Annotated in this window: 12 protein-coding genes; 4 read left to right on the top strand and 8 right to left on the bottom strand. The window is 58.8% G+C overall.

Annotated features, from left to right (window positions below):
- Window positions 1-714, top strand: a 714-nt coding sequence (gene nrfD, locus AB5Y98_RS00005) for an NrfD/PsrC family molybdoenzyme membrane anchor subunit (RefSeq protein ID WP_368230968.1), incomplete at its 5' end; no start/stop codon positions are given.
- An 86-nt stretch (window positions 715-800) separates the two neighbouring features.
- Here the strand turns inward: nrfD and lpxH are convergent.
- From lpxH to AB5Y98_RS00020, 3 genes are read right to left on the bottom strand one after another with little or no spacing between them, the layout of a single operon-like run.
- A complete protein-coding gene (gene lpxH, locus AB5Y98_RS00010) occupies window positions 801-1526 on the bottom strand; it encodes a UDP-2,3-diacylglucosamine diphosphatase (protein WP_368230970.1) in 726 nt (241 codons plus the stop codon).
- Complete coding sequence (locus tag AB5Y98_RS00015) at window positions 1523-2218, bottom strand: DUF4269 domain-containing protein (RefSeq protein WP_368230972.1); 696 nt, start codon at window positions 2216-2218, stop codon at window positions 1523-1525. The genes lpxH and AB5Y98_RS00015 overlap by 4 nt, the downstream gene beginning before the upstream one ends.
- Window positions 2208-2705 carry a peptidylprolyl isomerase gene (locus tag AB5Y98_RS00020; protein WP_005302674.1) on the bottom strand — a complete coding sequence of 166 codons (498 nt, stop codon included), beginning with the start codon at window positions 2703-2705 and terminating at the stop codon, window positions 2208-2210. Before AB5Y98_RS00020 ends, AB5Y98_RS00015 begins: the two co-directional genes overlap by 11 nt.
- Window positions 2706-2895: 190 nt before the next feature.
- On the opposite strand from AB5Y98_RS00020, the gene cysS reads away from it, so the two are divergent.
- Window positions 2896-4272 carry a cysteine--tRNA ligase gene (gene cysS, locus AB5Y98_RS00025; protein ID WP_368230974.1) on the top strand — a complete coding sequence of 459 codons (1377 nt, stop codon included), beginning with the start codon at window positions 2896-2898 and terminating at the stop codon, window positions 4270-4272.
- 240 nt (window positions 4273-4512) lie between these two features.
- Here cysS and AB5Y98_RS00030 read toward each other — a convergent pair whose 3' ends face one another.
- The gene (locus AB5Y98_RS00030) at window positions 4513-4872 is read right to left on the bottom strand and encodes a lysozyme inhibitor LprI family protein (protein WP_045789446.1); all 360 of its coding nucleotides are present in this window, start codon (window positions 4870-4872) and stop codon (window positions 4513-4515) included.
- A gap of 95 nt (window positions 4873-4967) precedes the next feature.
- Here AB5Y98_RS00030 and AB5Y98_RS00035 point away from each other — a divergent pair, with 95 nt between their 5' ends.
- Entirely contained in the window at window positions 4968-5468 is a 501-nt protein-coding gene (locus AB5Y98_RS00035) for a hypothetical protein (RefSeq protein WP_368230976.1), read from the top strand.
- A gap of 131 nt (window positions 5469-5599) precedes the next feature.
- Here the strand turns inward: AB5Y98_RS00035 and AB5Y98_RS00040 are convergent, their stop codons facing one another.
- Together AB5Y98_RS00040 and AB5Y98_RS00045 are read right to left on the bottom strand one after the other, a co-directional pair.
- Window positions 5600-6469 carry a hypothetical protein gene (locus tag AB5Y98_RS00040; RefSeq protein WP_368230978.1) on the bottom strand — a complete coding sequence of 290 codons (870 nt, stop codon included), beginning with the start codon at window positions 6467-6469 and terminating at the stop codon, window positions 5600-5602.
- Between the two features lie 363 nt (window positions 6470-6832).
- Window positions 6833-7498, bottom strand: a complete 666-nt coding sequence (locus tag AB5Y98_RS00045) for a hypothetical protein (RefSeq protein ID WP_368230980.1) — start codon at window positions 7496-7498, stop codon at window positions 6833-6835.
- A gap of 1563 nt (window positions 7499-9061) precedes the next feature.
- Between AB5Y98_RS00045 and AB5Y98_RS00050 the strand changes: the two genes are divergently transcribed.
- The gene (locus tag AB5Y98_RS00050; RefSeq protein ID WP_368230982.1) at window positions 9062-10075 is read left to right on the top strand and encodes a diguanylate cyclase; all 1014 of its coding nucleotides are present in this window, start codon (window positions 9062-9064) and stop codon (window positions 10073-10075) included.
- Window positions 10076-10135: 60 nt separating this feature from the next.
- On the opposite strand, the gene AB5Y98_RS00055 is transcribed toward AB5Y98_RS00050, so the two are convergent.
- Together AB5Y98_RS00055 and AB5Y98_RS00060 are read right to left on the bottom strand one after the other, a co-directional pair.
- On the bottom strand, window positions 10136-10882 hold the full coding sequence (locus tag AB5Y98_RS00055) for an ABC transporter substrate-binding protein (protein ID WP_005302657.1): 747 nt from the start codon (window positions 10880-10882) through the stop codon (window positions 10136-10138).
- A 76-nt stretch (window positions 10883-10958) separates the two neighbouring features.
- A complete protein-coding gene (locus AB5Y98_RS00060) occupies window positions 10959-11699 on the bottom strand; it encodes an ABC transporter substrate-binding protein (RefSeq protein ID WP_279461729.1) in 741 nt (246 codons plus the stop codon).
- Between the last annotated feature and the right edge of the window lie 16 nt (window positions 11700-11715).

Genomic DNA, 11715 nt, shown 5'->3' on the forward strand with positions numbered 1-11715 from the left:
ATGTTCCACTACCAGTTCGACTCCGTGATGTCGATGGGGGTCATGCTGTTTCAGGTCTACATGGCGGTGCTGTTCGCCTGGCTGGCGGTGGTGTTCAGAGCCGAGATCGAGGCCCTGCGCCGACGGCTGCTGGCGAACAGGCTCGCCTTTGTGGATGGGGTGATCGGCTGGTTCGCCCGTCTCGAGGGGCTGCTGGCGCCGCTGCTGTTGCTGCTTGCCGTGCTGCTCGGGGCCTACACCGGCTTTCTGCTCTCCGCGCTCAAGACCTACCCCATGCTCAACAACCCGATCCTGCCGGCGCTGTTTCTGGTCTCTGGCATCAGCTCGGGGGTGGCTTCCACCATCTTGCTGGCGGTCACCCTGTTTCGGGAAGATGGCCACAGCCAGGGGGTGAGCTTTGTGCACCGCTTCGAGCGGCCCATCGTCGCCATCGAGCTGTTCCTGCTGCTCTGTTTCTTCACCGGCCTCTACTTTGGTGGCGGCCAGCGGGAAGCGGCCATGTGGGCGGCCATCGGCGGCGGTTTCTGGTCCCAGGTGTTCTGGTTCGGGGTTATCGGGCTGGGGATCCTGCTGCCCCAGCTGCTGGGGCGGGTGGGCAGTCCGGCCAAGGCCCATCAACCGGCCCGGCTGGCGCTTATCTGCAGTCTGAGCCTGGTGGGGATATTGCTGCTGCGCTACTTCATCCTCTACGCGGGGCAGATGACGGTGATGTAGCTGGTGTGTAGCCACTGCGCAGACAAATCGCAAGCAAACAAAAGGCGGGATCTTCCCGCCTTTTTTATTGTCGCCAGCCGGCTGGATCAGATCAGCGCGCGCTGCTCGAGGCGCTGCTCGCCGGGGCGGCAGATCAGCACCGAGCCCTGCTCGAACCAGTCCCCCAGCACGATGCGCCGGGCAGGCGCGCCGTCGAGTTGGAAGTCGTGGATGGCGGGTCTGTGGGTGTGGCCGTGGATCATCATCCGGCAGTCGTGCTGGCGCAGTATCTCGTCCACCGCCGCCGGGGTCACGTCCATGATGGTCTGGCTCTTGTGGGCATTTTCCATCTGGCTCTGGCCGCGCATCTTGTGGGCGATGGCCTGGCGGCGGGCGAGCGGCAGCCGCAAAAAGAGCCAGCGCAGCCACTTGAGCTGGGTGATGCGGCGAAACTTCTGGTAGCCCTCATCAAGGGTGCAGAGCAGATCGCCATGGCTCAGCACCACCCGCTCGCCGTAGAGCTCGATGACACAGGGATCCCCCAGCAATGTCATGCCGGCGCGCTTGGCAAAGGCCTGGCCCAGCAAGAAGTCGCGGTTGCCGTGAATGAAGTAGAGGGGCACCCCCTGCTGGCTCAGGGCCGCAAAGGCGTCGGCCACCTCGCCGTGGAGGGGGTTGGGATCGTCGTCGCCAATCCAGAATTCAAACAGATCGCCTAACACATAGAGGGCATCGGCGCCGGGGGCGTCGTGCGCCAGAAAGCGCACCAGGGCGGCGGTCATGTCGGGCCGCTGGGCACACAGGTGAATGTCGCTGATAAAGAGGGTGCTCATGAGAAAGTGCGCTGGGCCCTGTTGAGGTGGCTGGAAGTGGAGGTAGAAAGGGGGCCCGTCGCCTTCGGCTGCCACGCCAGCGGGGCCAGCTCGCCGCCCTCCAGGGTGAGCAGCGCGGCATACGGGTCGCCGGCAAGGCCCAGCAAGTGGCACATGGCCGCCTCTCCTTTGAGCCCTTCCTCGAGGCGCAGGCGCAGCACTTGGTGATAAAACGCCGCGCCGAACTGCTCAAGCAGGGTGGCCATCAGGCTGAGGTGGCGCCAGCCGTTGAGGCGCTCGAGGGGATCCGGGGTGAGGTAGAGCTCAAGGGGCCAAGGGTGACCATCGGCGCCGGTGACGCTCTGCTCAGCCAGCCAGATGGCAGCGCCCTTTTGCGCAACCTGCCAGCCTTGGTTTGCCAGCGCTGCGGCAAACGCGGCCGGCTCCGGATGCTGGCAGACGATGTCGAGATCGCTGCCGGGGCGGTCGAGCCCGATGGCGACCGTGCTCACCAGCGCCAGATCGCTGCACTGCGCTGCCAGCTTATCCCACATCCCGATTGTGAGCAGGGCATGGGCCGAGCGTTGGCGCGGGTTGCCGTGGGCCAGGTAGTCAAGACGGCGCCAGTCGATGGGGCTGGCCTTCGCAGATGGAAAAACTGCGGCCGGGGCCGCAGTCAGTTCATCTCGCAGAAGGCAGAGATCACTCGGCAAGGGTCACCTTGGTGATCACGACGTCTTCGGTCGGTACGTCCTGGTGGATGCGGCCGTAGTTGCCGGTCTTGACGCCCTTGATCTTGTTGACCACGTCCATGCCGGCGGTCACTTCACCGAACACGCAGTAGCCGAAGCCCTGGGTGGTGGCGGATTTGAAGTCGAGGAAGTCGTTGTTGTTCACGTTGATGAAGAACTGGGCGCTGGCAGAGTGCGGCTCCATGGTGCGGGCCATGGCGATGGTGCCGACCTTGTTGGACAGACCGTTGGCCGCTTCGTTCTTGATAGGGGCGCGGGTGTCTTTCTCTTCGAAGCCAGGGGCATAGCCGCCGCCCTGGATCATGAAGCCGTCGATGACGCGGTGGAAGATGGTGTTGTCGTAGTGACCGTCACGGCAGTATTGCAGGAAGTTGGCCACGGTTTCCGGGGCTTTTTCAGCGTTCAGGGTGAGGGTGATGTCGCCGTGATTGGTGTGCAGAGTGACCATGATATGTCCTTTCATTTGATGCGGGCGACCAGGTGCCCGCAGGTGTATGGCATAAAGTGGTGGCAATTCTAGCCCATCAGGGCCCTGCGGCATAGATGGTGCGCCTGATCCGGCACGTTTTCTGCCTCGTTTTCTACGCGCGATGCGGGTAGAATGGCAGGCCATTTTACTCACAGGCAGTGGTCATAAGATGCTGAAGATATACAACACACTCACTCGTCAAAAAGAAGAATTCAAACCTATCCACCCGGGCAAGGTGGGCATGTATGTGTGTGGCGTCACTATCTACGATCACTGTCATATCGGCCACGGCCGCACCTTCGTCGCTTTCGACGTCGTCGCCCGTTACCTGCGCTACAGCGGCTATCAGCTCAACTACGTGCGCAACGTCACCGACGTGGACGACAAGATCATCAAGCGCGCCGCCGAAACCGGCGTCACCTGTGACGACCTGACCGAACGCCTGATCGGCGACATGCACGCCGACTTCGATGCCCTCGGCATGGTGCGCCCGGACGTCGAGCCGCGCGCCACCCAGCACATCGGCGAGATCATCGAGCTGGTGCAATCCCTGCTGGATAAAGAGCACGCCTACGTGGCGGACAACGGCGATGTCATGTTCATCGTCGACTCCTACGCCGACTACGGCAAGCTCTCCGGCCAGGATCTGGAGCAACTGCAGGCCGGCGCCCGCGTCGACGTGGTGGATGCCAAGCGCAACCCGCTCGACTTCGTGCTGTGGAAGATGTCCAAACCGGGCGAGCCGACCTGGGACAGCCCCTGGGGCCCGGGCCGTCCTGGCTGGCACATCGAGTGCTCCGCCATGAACTCCAAGCACCTTGGCAACCACTTCGACATCCACGGCGGCGGCTCCGATCTGCAGTTCCCGCACCACGAGAACGAGATCGCCCAGTCCTGCTGCGCCCACGGTGGCGACTACGTCAACACCTGGATGCACAGCGGCATGGTGATGGTGGATAAAGAGAAGATGTCCAAATCCCTTGGCAACTTCTTCACCATCCGCGACGTCTTGGCCCACTACGATGCCGAAACCGTCCGTTACTTCCTGATGTCTGGCCACTACCGCAGCCAGCTCAACTACTCGGAAGATAACTTGAAGCAAGCCCGCGCCGCGCTGGAGCGCATGTACACCGCCCTGCGCGATTTGCCTGAAGCCGCCGCTGCCGGTGGCGACGAGCAGGTGGCTCGCTTCAAAGAGGCGATGGACGACGACTTCAACACCCCGGAAGCCTACTCCGCCCTGTTCGACCTGGTGCGCGAGATCAACCGCCAGAAGGGTGAAGACATGGCCGTTGCCGCTGCGCTGGGCGCCCGTCTGCGCGAGCTGGGCGCCGTGCTCGGCATCCTGCAGCAAAACCCCGAAGCCTTCCTGAAAGGGGACGAAGCGGACGAAGAGGTCGCCGAGATTGAGCGTCTGATCGCCGAGCGTAACCAGGCCCGCGCCGACAAGAACTGGGCTACTGCCGACGCCGCCCGCAACCGTCTCACCGAGATGGGTATAGTGCTGGAAGACAGCGCCGGCAAGACCAGCTGGCGCCGTGCCTAAGGCCGGTGGCGCTGTTGGTGCCTGATGCCAACAGGTTGACCCAATAAAAAAACCGCAGCCTTAGGGCTGCGGTTTTTTTATGGCCTGTCGTGAAGCCTCGGCATCCTTCGGTCTGATCCCCTCGCCCCTTGGGGGAGAGGGTTAGGGTGAGGGGGGCTCATGTCATTACTCGCTGGAGTGCCGCTAAACCGTTTGTTTCTAGACCCCCAAGTTCATACCTAACCTGGTTGGAGCCTCTGATTATGGCTGGTCCAGCAGTGCGTTCAGGTCTTTGGTGCGCAGCTCGGTGAGATTGGTGAGGCAACTGCTATGTACGAGGGGCGCGATAGTCCCTCCTTCATAGACACCAGCCTCGTAACGGCATTGTGCATCACGAAATGTGATCCAAGCGCGCTGTGCTGTTTTCAGCCTGCCAAGTTGGTCCTTATCAAGCATTGCAACCAGCTTCCTGTAGGCGGCGTTGAGCTTGGCATCGGCCTGCTGGTAATCCTGAAACGCACAGATGTTCATGTCGGTTTGTGTCACCGGCGCAGTACAATCCTGCTCGGCCTGAACGGCAGTGGTTGCCAGCAAGAGCAACAGGGCGGGATAGAGTCTCAAGAGGCTGTTCCTTTGTGGTAGCGAGAGGGCCAATATACGGCATAAACCGGCCCGATAGCGGCTCTGTTTTTCAAGAATAACAAGGAGATGACGTCATGAAGCTGAACTTGGGGCCGTTTCTCGCCCTGCCTCTGCTGGCGTCCGGGCTGCCTGTGGCCGCCACTGCCCCCGATATGCAGGCCCAAGCACGCGCCAAGGTGGCCGAGTTTCTGGTCTGGGAACGCGAGGTCAAACCGAGTGGCCTCTATCAGGCAGATCTGGGCGGTGCGTTGCCCAACATCGTCTCCCCCGAGCTGCTCTGCCTGCTCAATGCCGCCTCAAAGGCGCGGGAGATAGCCACTCGCGAGGCCCCCGACGAGAAGCCCCCCTTTGTCGAGGGTAACCCCTTCCTACCCAACGCCTGGGATCACCTGCTGGGCTCGCAGATCCTCTCGCCGCGCACCATCGCCGGCAGCAGGGATCGCAGCGAGGTCAAGGTGCGCTTCACCTTTGGCGAGCCGGGCACCCCGCTAGACGCCCCTCGCGGCACCTACCGTTTTGTCAGCACCTATCTGGTGAAGGAGGGGCCGCAAGGGAAGCGCAGTGCAAGAGGTTGAGGAAATAGAAATCAGGAATAAAAAACCACAGCCATTGTAAAGTGAACCTCATTATATTGAACCGGTTAGCTGGCGGATGACATAGCCTGGGTTCAGTATTAGACCGGGCTCCGGCATATATTTATTTCCCTTTATGATGCGTTTTTATTGTTATTTTTTCTCTTTTGATAATCTTCTTCTGCTGCATTCAAAACTCTATCAATAATTGAAACATGCCACACTCTTCCAAGGTCTGACTCATTATTGACTCTTCCACTGTAAATTCCTAAAAATTCCCACTTTGGGGTGGCAGACATCACTGAAGAGATCGTACCATCACGATATTGTCTATATCCTCCAGCCCTGTAAGCTACAACAGGAGAACCTGATTGGCCTTGCCTTGCTCTACAATCAATTAAAAAAACTGGATTGTCATCTGTCATTAATAGTAATTCTTGAGCTAGGAAACCTGTAGCCCAAATAGGAAATTTGCCAAAGCTACTAACTCCAAAAGGAAAGCCTATCACACTGACAGTATCTCCTGGTCCTACATATAAGTCATCTCGGTCTAAATTGGTTTTTATATAAAATGGAACTTTGGAAACATCGCGTCCCCAGTTCAAGTTTAAAGCAACAACGTCCGCTTTAGCACCTAGAATAGGGTCTTCAATCCAGAATGGAGTTTCATCATCACGATAAAGAGGAAGCTTCACTTTGAGCCATTCGCCGACAGAGTTATTCTTATGGAAATGTATGACTATGTTATTAGGCGTAGCACACATATTACTGAGACACTCACCTGTTTCTTGGTTCCTTCCAGTGACATTATGCCGATTAGTGATCAGGGCACAATGAGATTCTCTGTCATTTGCAGCAAGAAATGCAGTGCCCGAACTAAGCTTGTGTTCATCAAAATACATTTCGATAAATAATGATTTAAATGTCAGTATTTCTATTGTACCCATCATGGAGTCATTGATAATAAATTGCTTCTTGAAATTAGAAAATTCAGAAACTTCCATATCTTTCACCTCGGGTGCGTAGTAGCGTTCGCTAAGGATGTTTGTTGGTACAAGAAAGGGGGGTAGGTTCGATTAGCGAAGCGTAATCTGACGTTCGAGAAATAAGCTGTTATTGCGGTAGTATACATACTATCTGGCCTTAAATATAAAGCCGTTTCCCAATAGAAGTATGCACCGCTTACTGCTCTGCTTACCATGATTTTTCACCTATGCAACCATGTTGATGATACCTATTGCATAGGGGCGATATTCTGATCTCACCATAGGGTGGGTGAGGGGCTGGCTCTGAGATAAGGGTCCTCAATAGTTGCCCCGATCCCACTGGGATGGGGGCAGTAAACGAAGTACATTGCCCCGCTGTTTCTAAGTACGGCTTTCAACTTTCCAATGATCACCTTCATTAGATGGCTTGTTGTTTTTTTCACCACTCATACATCGGGTTACTTTATTTTTTCCTGTGTCCATTATGAGCGAAAACCAGATAAGCTGTGATTCTTGTGGGTATATAAAATAGGCGGGATTTTCAATGCTTATGTTTTGTGGCTCTTTTGGGCTGCAAAGTAAAAAGTGAGGCCTTACATTTGGCCATGTATCTTCATTACCGAAAATAGCCTTGAATCGTTTGTTTTTACTGTTTAACTGAGCGTTGTTAAAATAGCTATCGCCTTTAGCTTCAATCATCACAATATGGGTTGTATTTTCGTGATCAATAAAAGCAAGAAGAAAATCGACATCCTCTTGAGTGCCTGATATTTGCAAGTCCACCTTTTTATCATTATCGATGAAGTTACGTGGAAATATATTTTCATCATAATCTTGGGTGAGAAACAAGCTGGCATAGATCCAGTCAAGGTGATAATCCATCGCTGCAAAGTATTCACTAGGTATTTTTACTTTGATTAGCTTAGATATCTCATCAAGCTGTGTGTCATCCATGCGAAAATCTGGGTTTCCCAGCATTTGGCCAATTAGATAAAACCGCTCTTTTCGGTTAAATGATTTCAAGTTATCAATTAGGCTGTTACTCATATAAATCTCGAAAATGTATCTTGTCTGATAGGAAATAATGCAATAGAAATCGGTGTATATCGTAGGGTGTAATGAACGAAGTGAATTACACCTCTATCTCAGATCGGCATGAATCCTGTATCTGATATTTTCCTCGGGGCTATGGGTTGGGTGTTGCCCCCTGTTGTTCGCCGAGGTGAGCCCGTTTGTCCAGGCCGCGAGGCAGGATGCCGAGCGAGCGCCGCTGCGCCAGGGGCCAAACCGGAATTGGACGAGCAAGGCTCGGCCCGGTTTGGCGCAAGGACAAGGATGTCCGTAGCGGACTTTGACCGACGCCAGGGATGGCGAAGGTCAAAGCCCATCGGCGCGTGCCGTGGGACAAACGGGTGAACCTAGGGAACCCGACGCAGGAGGGCGAACAAGTGGGGGTGGCCTTTCTTTTGGTGACTTTTCTTTGGCCACGCAAAGAAAAGTCACTCGCCCCAGCCCGAAGGGCGGGCGAAACCCCGTCGAGGACGGCGTCCTCGCATCCTGCATGGCGAAGCCATGCCATTCAGACGTTGGGCGACATTCCGCCGGGGAATGACATTCGCCCCCCTCACCCTAACCCTCTCCCGCAAGGGGAGAGGGAACGGTTACCGCGGACGATTACGCTCCGCTTATTGCACCCTACCGCTCACCCGCCAGGGAGAGGGGATGGTTACCGCGGACGATTACGCTTCGCTAATCGACCCTACACGCTTATTGCACCCTACTCGACTTTTACAGATTGCCCCACGCGTCGCATCCACATGGGGCATGGGCAAAGCCCCGGGGCCGACGGGGGCATTCGTCGAGGGTGCAACCCTCGCACCTTGCCGCAGGCGCGGGAGACCGGTTGGTCTCCGTGAAAGACGCTGCCGCCCCTGACTGTCGCCGTCACCTTGCGCCCTTGACCATCCATGAATACTCGGGGCCAACGGGGGCCAATGGTCATCTTACGGAACCCGCCTCGGCGGGGCCATCCAAATCCATGAAATTAGTGATGCAACCATCAGAATTAAATGGTTTTTCTCCTTTGCTGCAGAGTGGCAACCGGCGGTTGACCCAGGTTCGGGGTGTGATGGAAGGTGAGCCCCAAGCCCCAAGCCCCAAGCCCCAAGCCCCAAGCCCCAAGCCCCAAGCCCCAAGCCCCAAGCCCCAAGCCCCGAGCTGACCTGGTAGCCGAGTCGAGACAGGGGAGAGTGGCAGGCCGAGAGCTGAACCGAGTGGCGAGCCAAGTGAGGGGAATGGCAGGGGAGCGCCACGAATAAAGGTGGTCAGCGACAGGGGCCATCAGGATACCGAGCTCGCTTGAGCGCCACCGGCAAGCCGCCGCAGCCAATGGCTTCGCACGACAGGCTCTGCTTGCTTCGGCAGTGGGTGCTGATAACCCCTCAGATGGGGTTATCTCGTGTTGGCTGCAAATGGAGCACGTTGCCGAACAATCGAGGGTCGTTCGGCGACAAAGGGCGGCAAAAGCGCAGAGATAGCGCCGCGATGGGGGCGGGCGGCGGGTGAAGAGGCTATGGTTTCAGGAATAGACATGCAAGCAGGGAGGTGTGCATGGACAGAATATTGCAGGCGTTGTCGCTGCAAGTGACCGGGGCGCGGGATCTGGAGAGCCTGACCCGCCCGCTGCTGGAGATGCTCGAAACGGTCACCGGGCTCGAATCCACCTATCTGACCGAAATCGACCTTGGTCACGACACCCAACATATCCGCTATGCCCGCAACAGCGCCGACCTGCAGATCCCCGAGGGGGCCTCGGTGGCCTGGGGCGATACCCTCTGCCGGCGGGCCCTCGACGAGGGGCGCTTCTACACCGACGATGTGGCGCTCTGCTGGGGGGATTCCCAGGCGGCGCAGGCCCTTGGCATTCGCACCTATCTGAGTTGCCCGGTGCGCACCCCCTCCGGCTCCCTCTATGGCACCCTGTGCGCCGCCAGCGCCGAACACAAGCAGCTGCTGGCGGGCTCGGATCACCTGATCGCCTTCTTCGCCCGGCTCATCGCCGAGCAGGTGGAGCGCGAACAGCTGCTGCAGCAGCTGCAGCAGGCCAACAACGAGCTGTCGCGCCAGGCGCTGAGCGACCCGCTGACCGGGCTGCCCAACCGGCGGGCCTTGATGCTCGAGCTCAACCGCCTCTTTTCGCTGGCAGAGCGGGTCGAACATCCGCTGCTGCTCGGCTTTATCGATCTCGATGGCTTCAAGGCCATCAACGACACCCACGGTCACGATGCGGGTGACCTGCTGTTGCAACGGGTGGCGGCGGCGCTCTCCTGCGTGCTGCGCGGCGGCGATCTGCTGGCGCGGGTGGGGGGCGATGAGTTCGTGGCGGTGGGGATGGGGCCGCAGTGCGGCGACGAGACGCGGGAGGCGGCGGTGCAGGGCTTTCAGCGCCGGCTGTTCGAGGCGAGCCTGGTGTCGCTCGAGCTGCCCGCCGGAGTGCTCCATTATGCCGGCGCCAGCGTGGGGGTGGTGGCCACCGATCCGGCCCTCAGCACGGTGGATGAGGCGCTGAGGTTGGCCGATGCCTGCATGTATGAGGTCAAGCGCCAGCGCCGCAGGCCGAGCTGACGCGTAGGTGAGACAGGCAAACAAAAGGGGCCCCGCTGGGCCCCTTCTTCATGCCGCCCCTCAGCGGGCGGGGAAGTACTTGCTCTGGATCTGCTGGAATTCGCTGCTGGCCAGCACCTGGGTCAGGCCGCTCTGGAACTCCTTGACCAGTTCGTCGCTCACCGGGTGGCTGAAGGCGAAGCAGAACTGCTCCGAGCTCAACATCCAGAACACCTTGAACTGGGCGGGATCCAGCTGCTGGGAGGCGATCAGATCCAGCATGGTGGTCTTGTTGGTGGAGATGAGATCGACCCGGCCCGAGGTGAGCATCTTGAGCGCCTGGGGCAGGCGGTTGGCCGGCAGGATCTTCTGCTCGTCGAAGCCGTTGTTGAGCAGCAGCTGCTCCCCCACGTCGGCCCGCACCGCCCCAATGTTGTACTGCTGGGCATCTTCCAGCCTGGCTATCTTGACCGGGTTCTTGGCCAGTCCCATCAGCACGATCTCGGCGTAGCCGATGGGGCAGGCCCACTTGAACAGCGGATCCCGCGCCTCGGTGCGGGCGGTGGAGAAGAGTACCACGTTGGGTTTTTGGGTCAGCAGGTAGTAGCCCCGCGCCCAGGGCATGATGGTGACGGTCTGCGGCGGGGTGTTGGTCTTCTTCCACACCTGTTGCAGCAGCTCGACGGCGAGCCCGGTGGGGGCGCCCGCCTCGTTGGAGAAGTTGTAGGGTTTGTACTCTTCGCTGAGGTAGTGCAGTTTGCCAAGCTCGGGACTGGCCTGGGCCAGGGTGGCAAACACGAGTGCGGCGAATCCGGTCCATTTTTTCATTTTGGCCATCCTGGTGGGGTGTTGCGTCACTCTCAAGTGTTATCAAAGCCGGCCAAATCGCCAGCCGTGGCACGGCTCACGGCATGTATTGGCGCCGCAGGGCCTGATAGTCCGGCGAGGCGAGCGCCTGGTTGAGGGCGCGCTGAAACTGCTTGATCACCCCGTCATCCACTTGGCGGCTGAAGGCGTAGCAGAGCTCCTCGGCATCCAGTACGAAGGCCACCGTGAACTCTTTGGCATCGAGCTGCAGCTCCTTGATTGCGTCGTAGCCCGCCAGCTTGCCGGTCGCCAGCAGATCGGCGCGGCCCGACACCAGCATCTTCAGCCCCTGGCTCAGCCGGTTGGCGGGGATGATGCGGTTCTCGTCCATGCCGCGGTTGAGCAGCAACTGCTCGGAGGCATCGGAGCGCACGGCGCTGATGCGGTAGTCGTTGATCTGCTCGACCGCACTCAGGGTAATGGGGCGGCGCTTGTAGGCCAGCAGCACGTACTCGGCGTGGCCGATGGGGCAGGCCCATTTGAACAGGGGATCGCGGGTGTCGGTGCGGGCGGTGGAGAAGAGCACCACGTTGGGTTTCTGGGTGAGCAGGTAGTAACCCCGCGCCCAGGGCAGGATGCGGATGGGCTGGGGGGGCGTCTGGGTGTTTTGCCAGATGCGCTGCAGCAGCTCCACCGCGAGGCCACCGGGCTGGCCGGCGGCATCGGTGAAGTTGTAGGGGGGATACTCCTCGGTCAGGTACTCCAGCTTGCCGAGCTCGGCCTGCGCCGTGCCAAGGCATGACAACAGCAGCAGACAACCGAAAAAACCTCTCCTCATGGGCAATCCTTGGCGT

The organism is Aeromonas sp. s3 (assembly GCF_040907805.1).
Taxonomy (GTDB): Bacteria; Pseudomonadota; Gammaproteobacteria; order Enterobacterales; family Aeromonadaceae; genus Aeromonas; species Aeromonas dhakensis.